Source organism: Streptococcus panodentis (assembly GCF_017884005.1).
In the GTDB taxonomy this organism is placed as follows: domain Bacteria; phylum Bacillota; class Bacilli; order Lactobacillales; family Streptococcaceae; genus Streptococcus; species Streptococcus panodentis.
The window spans coordinates 14,648-27,591 of the sequence record NZ_QFAY01000008.1 but is presented as its reverse complement, the minus strand read 5'-3'; the positions used below and the strand labels follow the sequence as shown (position 1 = coordinate 27,591).

Annotated in this window: 11 protein-coding genes, 1 other RNA gene and 1 pseudogene; all 13 read left to right on the top strand. The window is 48.6% G+C overall.

Annotated features, from left to right (window positions below):
- Positions 1 to 162 precede the first annotated feature (162 nt).
- The 13 genes and pseudogenes from tadA to DHL47_RS04755 all read left to right on the top strand — a co-directional run bounded on the left by tadA (position 163) and on the right by DHL47_RS04755 (position 12,689).
- Positions 163 to 636: a tRNA adenosine(34) deaminase TadA gene (gene tadA, locus DHL47_RS04815; protein ID WP_209551086.1), complete on the top strand. Its 474-nt coding sequence runs from the start codon at positions 163 to 165 to the stop codon at positions 634 to 636.
- 36 nt (positions 637 to 672) lie between these two features.
- Positions 673 to 758, top strand: an RNA gene (gene ffs, locus DHL47_RS04810) — signal recognition particle sRNA small type.
- A 367-nt stretch (positions 759 to 1,125) separates the two neighbouring features.
- Positions 1,126 to 2,475, top strand: a complete 1,350-nt coding sequence (locus DHL47_RS04805) for a glucose-6-phosphate isomerase (protein WP_128834898.1) — start codon at positions 1,126 to 1,128, stop codon at positions 2,473 to 2,475.
- A 137-nt stretch (positions 2,476 to 2,612) separates the two neighbouring features.
- Positions 2,613 to 3,464, top strand: a complete 852-nt coding sequence (locus DHL47_RS04800; RefSeq protein ID WP_209551085.1) for a hypothetical protein — start codon at positions 2,613 to 2,615, stop codon at positions 3,462 to 3,464.
- Between the two features lie 87 nt (positions 3,465 to 3,551).
- The gene (locus DHL47_RS04795) at positions 3,552 to 4,457 is read left to right on the top strand and encodes a hypothetical protein (protein WP_245335550.1); all 906 of its coding nucleotides are present in this window, start codon (positions 3,552 to 3,554) and stop codon (positions 4,455 to 4,457) included.
- Between the two features lie 19 nt (positions 4,458 to 4,476).
- Positions 4,477 to 5,502: a hypothetical protein gene (locus DHL47_RS04790; protein ID WP_209551084.1), complete on the top strand. Its 1,026-nt coding sequence runs from the start codon at positions 4,477 to 4,479 to the stop codon at positions 5,500 to 5,502.
- Between the two features lie 141 nt (positions 5,503 to 5,643).
- Entirely contained in the window at positions 5,644 to 7,176 is a 1,533-nt protein-coding gene (glpK, locus tag DHL47_RS04785) for a glycerol kinase GlpK (protein WP_209551083.1), read from the top strand.
- A gap of 808 nt (positions 7,177 to 7,984) precedes the next feature.
- Positions 7,985 to 8,911, top strand: a complete 927-nt coding sequence (locus tag DHL47_RS04780) for a DMT family transporter (RefSeq protein WP_209551082.1) — start codon at positions 7,985 to 7,987, stop codon at positions 8,909 to 8,911.
- Positions 8,911 to 9,431: pseudogene (locus tag DHL47_RS04775) on the top strand (hypothetical protein); the annotation flags it as partial. The gene DHL47_RS04780 and the pseudogene DHL47_RS04775, both read left to right, overlap by 1 nt.
- Before the next feature lie 92 nt (positions 9,432 to 9,523).
- Positions 9,524 to 10,222, top strand: a complete 699-nt coding sequence (gene dapD / locus DHL47_RS04770; RefSeq protein WP_128834887.1) for a 2,3,4,5-tetrahydropyridine-2,6-dicarboxylate N-acetyltransferase — start codon at positions 9,524 to 9,526, stop codon at positions 10,220 to 10,222.
- A 110-nt stretch (positions 10,223 to 10,332) separates the two neighbouring features.
- Positions 10,333 to 11,466 carry an N-acetyldiaminopimelate deacetylase gene (locus DHL47_RS04765; RefSeq protein ID WP_209551081.1) on the top strand — a complete coding sequence of 378 codons (1,134 nt, stop codon included), beginning with the start codon at positions 10,333 to 10,335 and terminating at the stop codon, positions 11,464 to 11,466.
- 19 nt (positions 11,467 to 11,485) lie between these two features.
- The gene (locus DHL47_RS04760; protein WP_128835346.1) at positions 11,486 to 12,025 is read left to right on the top strand and encodes a 5-formyltetrahydrofolate cyclo-ligase; all 540 of its coding nucleotides are present in this window, start codon (positions 11,486 to 11,488) and stop codon (positions 12,023 to 12,025) included.
- Entirely contained in the window at positions 12,006 to 12,689 is a 684-nt protein-coding gene (locus tag DHL47_RS04755; protein WP_209551080.1) for a rhomboid family intramembrane serine protease, read from the top strand. Before DHL47_RS04760 ends, DHL47_RS04755 begins: the two co-directional genes overlap by 20 nt.
- Positions 12,690 to 12,944: the final 255 nt, after the last annotated feature.

Sequence of the window (12,944 nt, the reverse complement as noted above, 5' to 3'; positions counted from 1 at the left end):
CGGGTTCTTTATAATGAAATCATAAACAAAGATCTCCTAACTTTGTTTAGAAATCCTAAAACTTTTTCATAATAATCTCCTGAAGGCCACCCCAGCGGTGGCTTTTGTTTTGCCTGAAGGCATGTTATAATGGAGAGGAAGAGTGGAAAGGGAAAAGGGATCATGGACTACAGTCAGGAAGAAAAAGAATTTTTTATGAGGGAAGCTCTGAAAGAGGCAGAAATCGCTCTGGCACATGATGAAATTCCCATCGGCTGTGTCCTGGTCAGGGACGGCGATATTATCGGCCGCGGCCACAATGCCCGAGAGGAACTGCAGCGGGCGGTCATGCATGCGGAAATCATGGCCATTGAAGAGGCCAATCAGCATGAGCAGAGCTGGCGTCTGCTGGATACCACGCTCTTTGTCACCATTGAGCCCTGTGTCATGTGCAGCGGGGCTATCGGTCTGGCCCGAATCCCTCGGGTTGTCTATGGTGCCAAAAATCAGAAATTCGGTGCTGCCGGCAGCCTCTACGACATCTTGACTGATGAGCGGCTCAATCACCGGGTTGAGGTGGAAAGCGGGCTTTTAGAGGAAGACTGCGCTGCTGTGATGCAGAATTTTTTCAGAAACCGCCGGAAAAAAAGTGAGTAAATGTCTAGAGTTTTGAGAAAGTTTGTGTTATACTGATTAATGGAGCAACAGTTTTGCGTGAAGCGGGTCAGGGGAGGAATCCAGCAGCCCTAAGCGAAGTAAACTGTGTGCTCTTTTTCTATATCTCTTAGCGAGACTAACTCAAAGAGTGACGTCGAGCTTAGAGATATGGATGCCCAGCCGCTGGTCGGCGTGGGTACGGAGCTCTTGACGAATCCAGTCCCAAGGACGCAGATACGTTATAGTACAGCCTCCCAGCCTTCTCGGGAGTTTTTTCTTACTGTTTCCTGCGGAGTTGCAGAGAAAGAGAATGCTTTTTTACAGATTGGCAGCCGAATGCAAACGATTGCGTCTAAGCCTGCTCTGCTTTGAAGGCTGTCTTTAAAATAGAGCAGGGAGATAAATGTAAACGTTTTAAAATGGTAAAACTACTTGCGTATTTGTCTTTAAAGCGTTATCATAAAAGAGAAGAAATAATGGAGGATGAACATGACACATATTAAATTTGACTACTCCAAGGTGCTGGGCAAGTTTGTGGCACCTCATGAAGTAGAATACATGCAGTCTCAGGTGACTGCTGCTGATGAATTACTGCGCAAAGGAACCGGAGCGGGAGCAGATTTCCGCGGCTGGCTGGACCTTCCTGAAAATTATGATAAGGAAGAGTTTGCCCGTATCCTGCAGGCGGCGGAGCAAATCAAGTCAGACAGCGATGTCTTGGTCGTGATTGGTATCGGCGGATCTTATCTGGGAGCGAAAGCAGCCATTGACTTTTTGAATCATTCCTTTGTGAATCTGCAGAGCAAGGAAGAACGCAAGGCGCCGCAGATTCTGTATGCCGGCAACTCAATCTCGTCAACCTATTTGGCTGATTTGGTGGAATATGTGGCGGACAAGGACTTCTCTGTCAATGTGATTTCCAAGTCAGGAACGACGACAGAACCGGCTATTGCTTTTCGTGTCTTTAAGGAACTCTTGCTTAAGAAATATGGTCAGGAAGAAGCTAACAAGCGGATTTATGCAACGACAGACCGTGTCAAGGGGGCAGTTAAAGTGGAAGCTGATGCCAATGGCTGGGCTACCTTTGTTGTGCCGGATGATGTCGGCGGCCGTTTCTCAGTGCTGACAGCGGTAGGCCTCTTGCCAATCGCAGCTTCCGGTGCTGATATCACCAAGCTCATGGAAGGTGCCAACGCTGCCCGCAAGGCTTACACTTCTGACAAAATTTCGGATAATGAAGCCTATCAATATGCGGCTCTGCGCAATATCCTTTACCGCAAGGGCTATGCGACAGAGATTTTGGTCAACTACGAGCCGTCCCTGCAGTATTTCAGTGAATGGTGGAAGCAGCTGGCCGGTGAGTCAGAAGGCAAAGACCAAAAAGGGATTTACCCAACCTCAGCCAACTTTTCAACGGACCTGCACTCTCTGGGCCAATTTATCCAAGAAGGTGCCCGTATCATGTTTGAAACAGTTGTTCGTGTTGATAAACCGCGCAAGAATGTGCTGATTCCTGAACTGGCAGAGGACCTGGACGGTTTGGGCTACCTACAAGGAAAAGATGTAGATTTTGTCAACAAGAAGGCCACAGATGGCGTGCTGCTGGCCCATACAGACGGTGATGTGCCTAATATGTTCGTCACACTGCCAGAGCAGAATGCGTTCACGCTGGGCTATACGATCTACTTCTTTGAGCTGGCGATTGCCCTTTCAGGCTACCTGAATGGCATCAATCCATTTGACCAGCCTGGTGTAGAAGCCTACAAGAAGAATATGTTTGCCCTGCTTGGCAAACCGGGCTTTGAAGACCTGAGCAAAGAGCTGAATGCCCGCCTGTAATCATGCAAGACAAGACCTTCCTTCGGGGAGGTTTTTTGATTGGAAGAAAAATTTATGTTATAATACTGTAAAATTTGTCATCTTATTTCAATGTTTTTGCAATGTGGCAAATCAACAAAATTTACAAGGAGAAAACCATGTCAGAAAAAGACGGACAAGGTCAAGTGCAAGGGGGTTGGCAAGAGCATGAAACCAGCCAGCCATTGCAAGGGAATTTCCAGCAGATTCAGCCGCAAGGGCTGCCTGATAAGAAGGGCAATATCGGAACAGTCATAGGGGGTTCAGTTTTTGCTCTCATCATTGGCCTTTTGATCGGCAGCGGTTCAGCTTATTTGATCGGCAAGCAAGCGCAGACAGATAAGGACATCCAACGCATTAAACGCTTGACTAAGGCGCAGGAAGAAGCCAAGGAAAAAGACAAGGGATTTATTACGGATGGTCAGTCAGTGCAGTTCACATGGACCTTGAAAGATTTGGGGTTGTTGAGCTATACGAATGATGATGGCTTAGGCTTGACGGCAGATCAAATTGTTGCAGCATACGGGTTGGCCAGCTCAGCCGAATATGATGGCAATCAGCTGATACTCCGCTGGGCTTCTTCTGTCAGAGACAAGGAGCAAAATATCTATTTTCAATTCGACGAAGTAGATCAGAATTACTATCTGAGGCAGGTGACAGTGGGAGACTCTTTCAAGGAATATAGAAAAGAGAAGGAAACGACAGATTGGAGCGAGCTTTCCCAAGAAGATTTGGAGCGATTGCAGACAGGGGATAAGGAGACCGGGAAAGGAGGAACGGCCTTGTCAGAAGTTCTGCAGAAGCATCCGGTTCCATCAGAGATTGTCATCACAACCGAGCGCGATGTGGATAATAAGATTGTCTCCAACCGTTTGATGGCTGCGGCGACTTACAAGACGGAAGATGGCTATCAGCATCTGGTTTTCTTAGGACAGAGAGACGGGAGCTTTTTATATATCGGAGCTGATTAAGAATAGGTTTTCCGGTTACTGTTTCAAAGTCTCGCTGAGACCGTTTTTACTGCTACAATTTAAAAAATAAGTAAGGAGGAAGGAAGATTGACAGAAAAGCAATCACAGCATTCTTTTGATCCGTCAAAAAATGCTCAGTCGCAAGAGGGGGGACCGCATCATTTTCAATCTCCGCAAGACCATGTTTCAAGCCCGCAGGGACCAACTCCGCCTTTGGCCAAGAATAAGCTATGGAAGGGAATCCTGATAGGTGCAGTCCTGCTTTCTCTTTGCATTGGACTAATCGGCGGAGGAGTATGGGGCTATGGCATGGGAACAGCGGATGTTATCAAAGGAGAATATCCTGAGCTGCGGCCCTTGGCGGATGCTGGGCCGTCAAAGAGAGATCAATCAGACCAGTACATTGATCCAGATGAGGCTGCATTTAACTGGAATATTGACGATTTGGCAGATTTGCGGTTTAATACTGTGCAGACAGATGCTAATGGGACTCCTATAGAGGATATTCTGGATAAATACGGTAAGGCTTTAAAAGGGGATTTCTCTAACGATGAGATGGATTTAGAGTGGGGGACGCTCCAAAGCTATGATGAGGAAGAAGAATGGCCGATTTATTATACGGACCAATCTGTTTCTCTGGATTTTGATAAGAAAAAAGAGGCCTTCTATCTGAACAGCCTTCATATGTATGACATTCGTTTTGTAGGAAGCAGTCATAATGCTGAGGATGAAGCGATGGCGACGGATTATTTTGAAAAACTGAAAAAAGGCGATGCAAAGACTGGTAAAGACGGTGTTTCCTATAAGGATGTTTTTAAGGAATATGGCAGTCTGCAGAACATCTATATCTATGTCGATGAAGATTTTAAGGAGAAGACTAGCCGAACCATCATGGAGGCTGTGTATGCAGCTCCTAATGGCGGCAGCTATAAATTGACTTTCATTCAGCAGGAGGATGGGAACTATCTCTTGTCTGCTGCTCTTGCAAAATAAACAGCAAAAAGGAGAACCAATGACAGAACAAAACAAAGCACAAGAAGCATCACTGGATGGAGCGGCTCCAAATCCGCCGCAGCCCCAGATGTCAGAAACAGGGCAATTTTCAGCCGCTTCAGTAGGGAGTCAACCTCCTCAAGCAGCAGTTGGAGGGCCAGAGATGATGAATACGAATCAAGATTTTGGTGCTCAGCAGCCAACAGTTGAAGCGTTCTATACTCAAACGCCTCAGCAGAATGGTTGGCCGCAGGCGCCCTTTCAAGAGTCCCCGTCTCCAGGCTTCAATCCGGCTGGGCAAAACGATGCTGGTCTGCAGCAAACTGCCAATTTTTCTGACCAACTGGGCCAAAAACCGCAGAAAAACCAGACAGGGAAATGGATAGGATTTTTAGGAATCGGTCTGGCAGCAGGACTATTTCTAGGAGGTCTGGGCGGCTATTTCCTAAATGATTTTATGAGCGGCGGAAGTACACAGCTTGTGTCGACGAAAAATGTACGAAAAGGCCAGCAAACCAACTTTGCTGCCTATGTAGCCCAGTCTGAAGATGATGTATATGAATGGAAAATGAAAGATTTTGAAAAACTGAACTTCCATCATATAGATGATGATGGGCTGACTCCTGATCAGGTTATTGAACAATTTGGCTTGGCTAGCAATGTGACTTTTCAAGAAGAAGGGCTGTCTTTGTCTTGGCTGCCTGATTCTGGCTATACCAGCCTTACCTTTGTAAAAGACGAGGATGGTGTCTATCGTCTCAATGGCATGCATGCTATGCCCGGCAGTGATGATTATGATCGGAAAGTATCTGATCAGATTACAGAGAAGTTAAAGACAGGCGATAAGGAAACAGGCGAAGGGGGCTCTTCCTTTACGGAGCTAGTCAAAGAGTTTCCGGAATATAGAAGTATCTCAGTTTTTGGAGATGGTGAATTGGCGCCAGAGATGCAGATAAACTACGAAACTTCCTCCAGCAAGGAACTGAATCTGATTTTTATCCGTCAGGAAGACGGCCGGTATCTTTTGAGTAACATTTTGAAATAAGACACGGAAAGAGTGCTGAACGGACAAAGAATTTGGAGGTTGGCATTCTTTTTGTGATTTCCTCACAAAATGGTCAAAAAGCATAGAAAGAAAACGCTTTATTTTGTATAATAGAAACAAAGACAGAATGGAGGTTTTTTTATGCCGCAGGAAAACTATATCATGGCGATTGATCAGGGAACGACCAGTTCTAGAGCGATTATTTTTAATCATGCAGGTCAGCAGGTCTGCGCCAGTCAGAAGGAATTCAGGCAGATTTTTCCGGAGCCGGGCTGGGTGGAGCACAATGCCAATGAAATCTGGAATTCGGTGCAGTCAGTCATCGCCAATGTCTTTATCGAAAGCGGCATCAAGCCCAGTCAGATTGAGGCTATTGGGATTACCAATCAGCGGGAAACAGCAGTGGTCTGGGACAAGGAAAGCGGTCTTCCAATCTACAATGCGATCGTCTGGCAGTCACGGCAGACAGCGCCGCTGGCAGAGCAGCTGAAGAAAGAAGGCTATACGGAGCTCTTTCATCAGAAGACCGGTTTGGTCATTGATGCTTATTTTTCAGCGACCAAGGTCCGCTGGATTTTAGACCATGTGGAAGGCGCTCAGGAAAGGGCGGAGAAGGGGGAACTGCTCTTTGGTACCATTGATTCCTGGCTGGTTTGGAAGCTAACAGACGGCGCTGTTCATGTGACCGATTATTCCAATGCAGCCCGCACGATGCTTTATAACATCAGGGATTTAAAATGGGATGAGGAAATTTTAGACATTCTCCGGATACCTGCGGCCATGCTGCCGGAGGTCCGCTCCAATTCAGAAATCTACGGCTATACCAAGCCCTATCATTTCTACGGCGGGCAGGCAGCGATTGCGGGAATGGCTGGAGATCAGCAGGCCGCTCTTTTCGGCCAGCTGGCCTTTGAGCCGGGCATGGTCAAAAATACTTACGGAACAGGCTCTTTTATCATTATGAATACAGGAGCAGATGCCAGCCTGTCTCAGAATAACCTGCTGACAACGATTGGCTATGGCATTGACGGCAAGATTACCTATGCCTTGGAAGGCTCCATTTTCATCGCGGGCAGTGCTGTCCAGTGGCTGCGGGACGGTCTGCGCCTCTTGGACTCTGCGGCGGAATCTGAGAGCTATGCCCAGCATTCTCAAAATGCCGATGAAGTCTATGTAGTGCCTGCCTTCACAGGGCTGGGCGCTCCTTACTGGGATCAGGAGGCCAGAGGAGCGGTATTTGGTCTGACCCGGGGAACTTCCAAGGAAGATTTTATCAAGGCAACCCTGCAGTCTATTGCTTATCAGGTGCGGGATATTATTGATACTATGGAAAAGGACACCGGGACACCGATTCGGCTGTTAAAAGTGGACGGCGGAGCTGCCATGAATCACTATCTGATGCAGTTTCAGGCAGATATTTTGGGGATTGAGATTGCCCGAGCCCAGAATTTGGAAACAACTGCTCTGGGAGCGGCTTTTCTGGCGGGTCTTGCCGCTGGCTATTGGCAGGACTTGGAGGAGCTGAAAAGTCTCAATGCTGTCGGCCGGAGGTTCGAGCCGCAGATGGACGCTCAGCGCAGAGAAGAGCTCTACCAAGGCTGGCAGCGGGCTGTCGCTGCGGCTCAGTTTTTTGCGGCGCAGGCGTCCAAAGAGACCAATGAAGCAGAGGAGTGAAGAGAGGGGCAGAAGGACAGCCATCGTCATTTCGTTTATCTTTTATTCCGTCGTTAACTCGCCTTGCTCTCACAGTCCGGGGGACTGTGAGAGGTTGGGAATAAAACAAACGCAGTTTGTGTCAAAACAGTCCTAGGGAGTGAAAAGGTTTGGGGAACCTTTTCAGCCCGAACCTAGAAACGAGATAGTGAGGTAGAAAGGTTGTGGAGTAGGGCGGTGGGACAGAACTAAATTTTTTAAAAATTTAGTTCGTCGTCCCAGCCCCGCGAGGATGATTAGGAGCTTTTTGGAGTCTAAAAGACGAACGGTCTTGACACATCCTAACGGATGTTTCATCCATAACCTCAAAGCAGTGCTTTTGTTGCTTCCTCTCGGACGCTCTATCTATAACCTCAAAACCTCCACTGGAGCTTTTGAGCAATCAGCTACCGCGTTAAGAGTTTTTTACTAAAACAAAGCGAGACTGAAGGACTTTTATACAGTATCTTCCCAAAGATCCATCCCTCTGTGGGTGAGGACGCAGCCATCATGGGAGTCTGTCTCAGCCTCATCAGCAGCACTTTTGACACTTCCTCTCGGAAGCTTTATCCGCAACCTCAAAGCACTGCTTTGAGCAGCTCGCTGCCATCCTGTCTGCTCCTGCCTAGTTTGCTGATGATTTTCATTGAGCATTAAATCAATTCCGCCCCAAGAGCCTGCGGCTGGCTCAAGTCTAGTTTGCCGAAGTATACAAGCAAACTAAAAGACCAGAGCTGTTCTTTTTGTCAGGCGGGCTTGTCTTTCCTGAAATATATGTTACAATCAAGATATGAATCAGTATCAAAAGAAACTATTTAGCGGTATTTGCTATGCCTTGGCTTCTGGACTGGTCTGGGGAGCGTCAGGGATTTTTGGCGAATATTTTTTTAAATATTACAGCGTCACGACCGGCTGGATTACCTCCATGCGGCTGATTGTAGCCGGCCTTGTCTTTCTGCTGCTGGCTTTCAGACAGGCTGGCTGGCGGATTTTCGATATCTGGCGGGAAAGGAAAAATGTTCTTCCTTTTGCTTTTTATGCCTTGGCGGGTATTTTTTCGGTGCAGTTTTTCTTTTATCTCTGCATTCAGGAGTCTAATGCGGCCACGGCGACGATTTTGCAGTTTACCAGCCCGATTTTTATGCTGGGCTATCACTTCTTTTTCCTCAAGCAGCCAGTCAGCAAGACGGCTCTGCTCTATGTTTTCTTGGCGATGGCCGGCGTTTTTTTGATGACGACCAAGGGGGATATTTCACAAATCACCCTGACACCGCTGGCCCTGCTGGGCGGCTTCATGAGTGCTCTGGCTATGACTCTCAACGCGATTCTGCCGCGCTCCTTTGCTAAGAAATACGGCCTGATTCCGACTATTGGCTGGGGCATGTTTGCGGCTGGGCTGTTCAGCAATCTCTTTGCTCCGCTGCCGCTCCTCCCCTTTCAGCCAGACCTTAAGAGTCTCGCTATCTCGCTGATTATTGCTCTTTTTGGGACGGCTCTTGCCTTTTTGCTGTCTCTCAAGGCAGTCTCTCTGGTTTCCCCTTTGATTGTGACCGTTTTGGGTGCCAGTGAGCCCTTGTCATCCGCTGTTTTCAGCACCCTTTTTCTGGGCCTAAAGCTGGATCTGCCCTTGATTTTGGCAATGATTCTGGTGGTCATTCCGATGGTTTTCCTGTCTCTGGAAGAGGGGAAAAAGTCCGAGGACCAGCCAATCAGCTGATCCCCCAACTTCAGTTGCAGAAGAAAAGGGATGCGGACAAACGAAGCGGTGCAGGGCTCACGCCTAAAGATATTGTTGCTAAATTTGGCAAAGCTCATTCGGGCAATCTGGCTCCTTTCATGGGGCAAGCTGATGGGCGTGGGAGTCTTTTTTATTCCCGGGAAAATCCGCGGCAGCGTTCGTCCTTTTATTTAGAAAAAATAAGAAATGAATATCAACTATCCGGTCTTTATTCTTATAATCTTTTGACTTCGGAGCACGCTCAAAGCCAAAGGGCTTTAAAAGAGGAAGATTTTAATCATCTTATCCTTGGGAAGGAATTTCAGAATGAATCTGGCGCCAGCTATCCAGAAATTCTAGAGCAGTTTGGCTTGTCAAAATACATAGACATGGATTCTGGAGGTGAGAGCGGACAAAGATTAAACATTCTCTATAAATTGGAAAATGGAAAACATGTGAGTCTTTGGTTCACAGTACCTCCGCAGGCGATGACCGCCTCTGCTATAAAAATGTCTGCTGATAGATTGATTAGGGATCTTGCAGGAGGTTTTGCAATCTCCTTTTTTATGTTATAATACTTTCTAATCATATTTTACGAATGGAGGCAATCCTATGCCAGCAAGCAAAATGTCCGCTCAAGAAATTATCCAGTTTATCGCAGATGCCAAGAAAAAAACGGCCGTCAAGGTGACCTTTGAAGGAGAACTGCACGGTCCGATTCCTTGGTCTGTTGTGAAATTAGGCAATGTCCTCTTTGGCGATTGGGCCGAAATCAAGCCGCTTTTGGTCAACTTAGAAGAAAATAAAACCTATGTCGTAGAGCAGGATGCCCGCAATTCGGCTGTGCCGCTTCTGGATAAGCGAGAGCTCAATGCCCGGATTGAGCCGGGAGCCATTATCCGCGATCAGGTGGAGATTGGTGACAATGCTGTCATTATGATGGGCGCTGTGATCAATATCGGTGCAGAAATCGGAGCGGGGACCATGATTGATATGGGAGCTGTTCTGGGCGGCCGGGCCAGTGTCGGCCAAAACAGCCATATCGGCGCTGGGGCTGTGCTGGCTGGTGTGATTGAGCCTGCCAGTGCGGAGCCAGTACGGGTCGGAGACAATGTCCTCATCGGCGCCAATGCCGTTGTCATTGAAGGCGTGCAGATCGGCAATGGCTCTGTGGTGGCAGCGGGAGCGATTGTGACCCAGGATGTTCCGGAAAATGTTGTTGTTGCCGGTGTTCCGGCGCGTGTCATCAAGGAAATTGATGAAAAGACACAGCAGAAAACAGCCTTGGAAGATGCTCTGCGGACCCTGTAATATTCATTAAGACAAAAAATAGCCGCTTCTGCCAATCGTGCTTGCGGCTCAATTTTTTTGACTGTTCTGAGACTGGAAATAGTCGGACAAGACTTTGAAGGAAAGAAACCATGCTTGATTATGTAAACATTCGCCGCGATCTGCACCAGATACCGGAAATCGGTCTGGAAGAGTACAAGACCCATGCCTACCTGATGCGGGTTATTGACTGCCTGACGGCTGGTCTGGATTTTGTGGAGATTCGGACTTGGCGGACCGGTATCTTGGTCTTTGTCAAGGGAAGTGCGCCGGGCAAGACGATTGGCTGGCGGACAGATATAGACGGTCTGCCAATCAGCGAAGAGACGGGTCTGGACTTTGCCAGCACCCACGAAGGGCGGATGCATGCCTGCGGGCACGATCTGCACATGACGGTTGCTCTGGGCCTGCTGGAGCAGAGCCTGCAGGAACGCCCTGTTCACAATCTGCTTTTTCTCTTTCAGCCGGCGGAGGAAAATGAGGCCGGCGGCATGCTCCTGTATGAGGCTGGGGCCTTTGGCGACTGGCTGCCGGATGAATTTTACGGCCTCCATGTCCGGCCCGATCTGCAGGTGGGGCAGTTTGCCACCAATACTGGTACCCTTTTTGCCGGGACCTGCGAAGTCAAGCTGACCTTTAAGGGCAGGGGAGGGCATGCTGCTTTCCCGCATGAGGCCAACGATGCTTTGGTAGCAGCCAGCTATTTTATCACGCAGGTGCAGACCATTGTCAGCCGCAATGTGGATCCTATCGAGGGGGCAGTAGTGACCTTTGGCGCGCTCCATGCCGGCAGGACCAACAATGTCATCGCAGAGACGGCTTTTCTGCACGGGACTATTCGGACCCTGACTCAGGAAATGAATCAGCTGACCCAGCAGCGTCTGAAAGAGATGGCTGAGGGAATTGCCCAAAGTTTTGGCTTGGAACTGGATTTGGAGCTGAAACAGGGGGGCTATCTGCCGGTGGAAAATGACCCCGAATTGGCTGCAGAGATGATGGAGTTCTTCCGTCAGGAAGCAGGGATTGACCTGATTGACATTGAGCCGGCTATGACCGGAGAGGACTTTGGCTATCTGCTCAGCAAGGTCAGGGGCGTCATGTTTTGGCTGGGAGTGGACAGTCCCTATGCTCTTCATCATCCCAAGATGAGCCCTGACGAAGCAGTCCTGCCTTTAGCTATTGAAAAAATCGGGAAGTTCTTAAACTATAAAAGCAACCAAAGATAAGGAAATGGTGGATGAGCGCATGAAGAAAGAGCTGAGACAAGCTGTACTGAGCCAGATGAAAACATTCGCAGGAAGAGAGAAAGAACAGGCAGACAGCTGGCTGACCCAGCAGCTGCTTCAGTCAGCCGCTTATCAAGAGGCTCAGGTCCTTGCGACCTATCTCTCCATGCCGCACGAGGCTGCGACTTCAGCTTTTATCAAGCAGTCCCAGCTGGACGGCAAGCGGGTCTTAGTGCCCAAGACCTATGGCCAAGGGCGGATGGTCTTCGTGGACTATGATGAGACCCGCCTGCAGAAAAGCTCTTTCGGCCTTTTGGAGCCGATAAGTGAAGATGCTGTGGCTAAGGCGAAGATCGATTTGATCCATGTCCCGGGGGTGGCCTTTAATGAAGCCGGTTTTCGCATTGGCTATGGCGGCGGCTATTATGATCGCTATCTGGCGGACTTTCAGGGACGGACGATCAGCAGCATGTATGATTTTCAGCTGACTGATTTTGAGCCGGATTCCCATGACATAGCGGTAAAGGAGCTGGTGGTTTATGAAGTACATCTACGATAAAAAATATCCTGTAACAAGCGGGCTGTTAATCCTGACAGGGCTTGTCTTTGCGGCCATGTTTTTGCTCAAGGGCTTTGGCTATGACAGCCCCCAGACGGTGTATGAGTTTGGCGCGGTTCATGCATTGTCTATCATCCAAGACCCCAGTCAGCTTTGGCGCCTTCTTGCTGCAATCTTTGTCCATATCGGCCTGGAGCATTTTGCGATTAATGCGGTCACCCTCTATTTTATCGGCCGCCAGACAGAGGAAATTTTTGGTTCCCGCAATTTTTTCCTGCTCTACCTTTTATCCGGTCTAATGGGCAATCTCTTTGTCTTTTTTTTCAGTCCTGACAGTCTGTCGGCGGGGGCTTCCACCTCGCTTTTTGGGCTGTTTGCTGCCATTGTAACGCTGCGCTATGTGGTGAGAAATCCTTATATTCAGCAGCTGGGGCAGACCTATCTGACCTTAATCGTCATCAATGTCATCTTTAGCTTTCTGCCGGGCATCAGTCTGGCCGGGCATTTAGGCGGCCTGATTGGCGGTGCCCTCTGCGCCGTTATTTTCCCGGTCCGCGGCGAAAAAGGTGCCTTTAAAAAATCCCAGCGCTGGCTGGCCCTGCTGGCCTATCTGGTGCTAGCCGGCCTGCTGCTGATTCTCGGTCTCAGCCGTTCCCTCTTCTAAACGATACTCTTTGCTGCTCCATGAAATCATCAGCAGCTTCCCCGCCTCCCTATTTCGTTTCTGGGTTCGGGCTAAAAAGGTCCCCCGGACCTTCCCTGCTTTTCAAATTCTGGGCAGGGGCTAAAAATGTCCCCCGGACCTTCCCTGCTTTTCAAATTCCGGGCAGGGGCTGACGTGGTTTAAAGAGTTTTTTGAAGAGGATGAGTATGGATTTTTGCTAAGCCGTCTCCATGTCGTTGCCAATAGAAAAGAGCT

What these genes read in the sequence shown, in the direction of transcription:
- tadA (WP_209551086.1), top strand. Translation starts at nt 163, where the DNA reads ATGGACTACAGTCAGGAAGAAAAAGAATTTTTTATGAGGGAAGCTCTG.
- DHL47_RS04805 (WP_128834898.1), top strand. Translation starts at nt 1,126, where the DNA reads ATGACACATATTAAATTTGACTACTCCAAGGTGCTGGGCAAGTTTGTG.
- DHL47_RS04800 (WP_209551085.1), top strand. Translation starts at nt 2,613, where the DNA reads ATGTCAGAAAAAGACGGACAAGGTCAAGTGCAAGGGGGTTGGCAAGAG.
- DHL47_RS04790 (WP_209551084.1), top strand. Translation starts at nt 4,477, where the DNA reads ATGACAGAACAAAACAAAGCACAAGAAGCATCACTGGATGGAGCGGCT.
- glpK (WP_209551083.1), top strand. Translation starts at nt 5,644, where the DNA reads ATGCCGCAGGAAAACTATATCATGGCGATTGATCAGGGAACGACCAGT.
- DHL47_RS04780 (WP_209551082.1), top strand. Translation starts at nt 7,985, where the DNA reads ATGAATCAGTATCAAAAGAAACTATTTAGCGGTATTTGCTATGCCTTG.
- dapD (WP_128834887.1), top strand. Translation starts at nt 9,524, where the DNA reads ATGCCAGCAAGCAAAATGTCCGCTCAAGAAATTATCCAGTTTATCGCA.
- DHL47_RS04765 (WP_209551081.1), top strand. Translation starts at nt 10,333, where the DNA reads ATGCTTGATTATGTAAACATTCGCCGCGATCTGCACCAGATACCGGAA.
- DHL47_RS04760 (WP_128835346.1), top strand. Translation starts at nt 11,486, where the DNA reads ATGAAGAAAGAGCTGAGACAAGCTGTACTGAGCCAGATGAAAACATTC.
- DHL47_RS04755 (WP_209551080.1), top strand. Translation starts at nt 12,006, where the DNA reads ATGAAGTACATCTACGATAAAAAATATCCTGTAACAAGCGGGCTGTTA.